General features: G+C 61.6%; 4 protein-coding genes. 3 read left to right on the forward strand and 1 reads right to left on the reverse strand.

Annotated features, from left to right (window positions below):
- Positions 1-392 (reverse strand): ribulose-phosphate 3-epimerase (locus QZ184_RS10515; protein ID WP_296419514.1); only part of this gene is annotated, 392 nt, incomplete at its 3' end.
- Between the two features lie 239 nt (positions 393-631).
- On the opposite strand from QZ184_RS10515, the gene glpX reads away from it, so the two are divergent.
- The 3 genes from glpX to QZ184_RS10530 all read left to right on the forward strand — a co-directional run.
- Positions 632-1,636, forward strand: a complete 1,005-nt coding sequence (gene glpX, locus QZ184_RS10520; protein ID WP_010316931.1) for a class II fructose-bisphosphatase — start codon at positions 632-634, stop codon at positions 1,634-1,636.
- An 86-nt stretch (positions 1,637-1,722) separates the two neighbouring features.
- Positions 1,723-3,027, forward strand: a complete 1,305-nt coding sequence (locus tag QZ184_RS10525) for a glutamyl-tRNA reductase (RefSeq protein WP_247479974.1) — start codon at positions 1,723-1,725, stop codon at positions 3,025-3,027.
- A 136-nt stretch (positions 3,028-3,163) separates the two neighbouring features.
- The coding region (locus tag QZ184_RS10530; protein WP_296419517.1) for a sugar phosphate nucleotidyltransferase at positions 3,164-4,041 on the forward strand (878 nt) is incomplete at its 3' end.

A 4,041-nucleotide genomic window follows, 5' to 3' on the forward strand; every position in this document is an offset into this window, starting at 1 on the left:
AGGCAGTACTCGAGGGTGTCGATCGGGGTGCCGGGGTTGAGCACCGCACCGGCCATCTTGCCGAGATCTTTGATCTGCGCGAGGTTGCGGTGCAGGTGGGTGCAGGCTTCGACTTGCACGGAAATGATGTCCGCACCGGCTTTGGCGAAGTCGGGGACGTACTTTTCCGGCTCGACGATCATCAGGTGAACGTCCAGGGGCTTTTTGGTCACCGGGCGCAGGGCCTCGACGATCATTGGGCCGATGGTGATGTTGGGGACAAAGCGTCCGTCCATCACATCCACGTGAATCCAGTCCGCACCGGCTTCATCCACCGCACGCACGTCTTCCCCAAGCCGGGAAAAGTCCGCGGACAGAATCGAGGGGGAGATCACCAGGGACTTGGTGCTCATGGGGCGCAACCGCGGCTGAACAGGGGCCGATTGTAGGAATCGCCATCCCCCCTCTTTTTCAAAGGCTGCTTCGGCTCGGCGCGCCGTGAAGCACTGATACAGTGAGCGGCGCTAAAAGCCCGAAAGGCCCTGCTGGCGCTGGACTTCCACTCATTGACTGGTCCTCACGGCCGTCAATGCAGGTCTCCAGAGCCCCAGAGCCCTTTCAGCGCTTCAACCCTTCCCATCGCCGGACCGCCGTGGATCGCACCCTGATTCAAGAAATTCTCGAGGTTGTTGAGCAGGCAGGCATTGCTTCCGCCAAGCTCACCGGCATGGGCCTGAAGAACGAGGCCGACGCAGCCGCCGTGGAGGCGATGCGTGAGCGCATGTACAAGATCCAGATGCAGGGCCGCATCGTGATCGGCGAGGGCGAGCGCGACGAAGCCCCCATGCTGTACATCGGTGAGGAAGTCGGCAGCGGCACCGGCCCTGGCGTGGACTTCGCTGTGGACCCCTGCGAAGGCACCAACCTCTGTGCCAACAGCCAGCGTGGCTCGATGGCCGTTTTGGCTGCCTCTGACCGCGGCGGTCTCTTCAATGCCCCCGACTTCTACATGAAGAAGCTGGCTGCACCCCCGGCAGCAAAGGGCAAGGTCGACATCAACAAGTCGGCCACCGAGAACATCAAGATCCTGAGCGAGTGCCTGGGCCTTCCCGCTGAAGAGCTGGTCATCGTGGTGATGGACCGCGCTCGTCACAAGGACCTGATCAAGGAGATCCGCGCCACCGGCGCCCGCGTCCAGCCCATCTCTGATGGCGACGTGCAGGCTGCCATCGCCTGTGGTTTCGCAGGCACCGGTACCCACTGTCTGATGGGTATTGGCGCTGCTCCTGAGGGTGTGATTTCCGCAGCCGCCCTGCGCGCCCTGGGCGGTCACTTCCAGGGACAACTGGTGTACGACCCCGCCGTCGCTCAGACCTCCGAGTGGGAAGGCCTGACCAAGGAAGGCAACCTGGCCCGCCTGGCCGAGATGGGTATCACCGATCCCGACCGCGTCTACGAAGCCAACGAACTGGCCTGCGGCGAGAACGTGGTGTTCGCTGCCACCGGCATCACCGATGGTCTGCTCTTCGACGGCGTGAAGTTCGAGAAGGACTGCACCCGCACCAGCTCCCTGGTGATCAGCACCCTGGACAACACCGCCCGTTTCACCACCACGGTCCACATCAAGGACGGAGCCCAGAGCATCGCTCTGCGCTGATCGCCCGATCAGCTCGAGCCGGGTCTCCTCTGGGAGGCCCGGCTTTCTTTTAGCCGTCCCTGTTGCGCACCCCCGGATCCACCTTCATGCACATCGCCGTCGTCGGACTCAGTCACCGAACGGCCCCGGTTGAGATCCGGGAACGTCTCAGCATTGCTGAGCAGAGCATGGAGGACTCCCTCCAGCGCCTGCGGGCGGACGAACAGGTTCTTGAGGCCTCGATTCTCAGCACCTGCAATCGGCTCGAGATCTACACCCTGCTTCGCAACCCTGAGCAGGGGGTTTCAGCCGTCGGCAGTTTTCTCAGTCAGCATTCCGGCCTTGAGCTCTCTGAGCTCATGCCCCACCTCTTTGCCTACCACCACGAGGAGGCCATCGGGCACCTGATGCGTGTCGCGGCTGGCTTGGATTCTTTGGTCTTGGGGGAAGGCCAGATCCTGTCCCAGGTCAAAAAGATGTACCGCCTGGGCCAAGAGCATCGCTCGATCGGCCCAATCCTGAACCGCCTGCTCAACCAAGCCGTCAGCACTGGTAAGCGGGTGCGTTCGGAGACCAACCTGGGGACCGGTGCCGTTTCGATCAGCTCTGCAGCCGTTGAGCTGGCCCAACTGAAGGTTGGACAAGCCCGTGGGATTGACGATCTCGTTCCCCTCGATCAGGAACAAATTGCGGTGGTTGGCGCCGGTCGGATGGCCCGACTGCTTCTCCAGCACCTTCAGGCCAAGGGAGCCAGGGGTGTTGTCCTGCTCAACCGAACCGTCTCCCGTGCCGAGGAGATGGCGGCGGACTTCCCCGCTCTGCCGGTGCAATGCCGGCCGCTCAGCGATCTCAATCACTGCCTGAGCACCTGTTCCCTTGTGTTCACCAGCACGGGTGCCGATGACCCGATCATTACGGCAGAGCGTTTGGGGCAATTGAACCGACGCTCCTCCTTGATGTTGGTGGACATCGGCGTGCCACGGAACATCTCAGCGGATGTCTCCGAGCTCAGCGGCATCGCTGCCTATGACGTGGACGACCTCCAAGAGGTGGTTGCCCGCAACCAGGAGGCGCGCCGTGAGATTGCCGCTGAAGCAGAGGGCATGCTTCATCAGGAGGGGCAACAGTTCATCGAGTGGTGGGATGGTCTAGAGGCGGTCCCCGTGGCCAACAGGCTGCGCACCCAACTCGAGGAGATCCGCGAGCAGGAGCTCCAGAAGGCACTGAGTCGGATGGGTCCTGACCTCTCCGCCCGCGAGCGCAAGGTTGTCGAGGCCCTGAGCAAAGGGATCATCAACAAAATCCTCCATGGTCCCGTCACGAAACTGAGGGCTCCCCAGCCCCGTCAGCAGCGGCACCAAGCGATGAAGGTCATCCAGGAGCTGTTCGAATTGGAGGACCTCCAGGGCTAAGTACCCCACCGGTTTTTCAAGGGATCACGGCTGTTCTGGGAAAAGCCGTACGAATTGCCGCCAATGTGCCCCAAAAGCCGTGGAGCGGCCTCAGTAATCGCTTAACGTCGCCGTGCTTTTGGCGTAGAGGGAAGCGATGAAGCGCGTTCTGGCGATCATTCTGGGCGGCGGTGCAGGGACCCGCCTTTACCCTCTGACCAAGATGCGGGCCAAGCCCGCCGTGCCCCTGGCTGGCAAGTATCGACTGATTGATATCCCCATCAGTAACTGCATCAACTCCGACATCAACAAGATGTACGTGTTGACGCAGTTCAACAGCGCTTCCCTCAACCGTCACCTCACCCAGAGCTACAACCTCTCCTCTGGCTTTGGTCAGGGCTTTGTCGAGGTCCTTGCTGCCCAGCAGACCCCTGAGAGCCCCAGCTGGTTCGAGGGAACAGCGGATGCTGTTCGCAAGTACCAGTGGCTCTTCCAGGAATGGGATGTGGACCACTACCTGATCCTCTCCGGTGACCAGCTCTACCGGATGGACTACAGCGAGTTCGTCAACCACCACATCGCCACCGGCGCCGACATCAGCATCGGTGCCCTGCCGGTGGATGCCCCGCAGGCCGAAGCCTTCGGCTTGATGCACACCGACGAGAAAGGAAAGATTCGCGAGTTCCGCGAGAAGCCCAAGGGTGATGCCCTGAAGGAGATGTGGGTCGACACCTCCCGTCTGGGGCTCTCCCCAGAGGAAGCCGAGAAGCGCCCCTATCTCGCATCGATGGGGATCTATGTCTTCAGCCGCGAGACCCTGTTCGATTTGCTAGCGAAGAACCCGAGCGCGACGGACTTTGGCAAGGAGCTGATCCCTGCCTCCTTGGAGCGGGGTGACCACATCCAGAGCTACCTCTTCGATGACTATTGGGAAGACATCGGAACGATCGGTGCCTTCTATGAGGCCAACCTGGCCCTGACCGATCAGCCCAACCCGGCCTTCTCGTTCTACGAGGAGTCCTTCCCGATCTACAC

It is taken from the genome of Vulcanococcus sp. DEBay_Sum22DG08_74 (genome assembly GCF_017852955.1).
Classification (GTDB): domain Bacteria; phylum Cyanobacteriota; class Cyanobacteriia; order PCC-6307; family Cyanobiaceae; genus Vulcanococcus.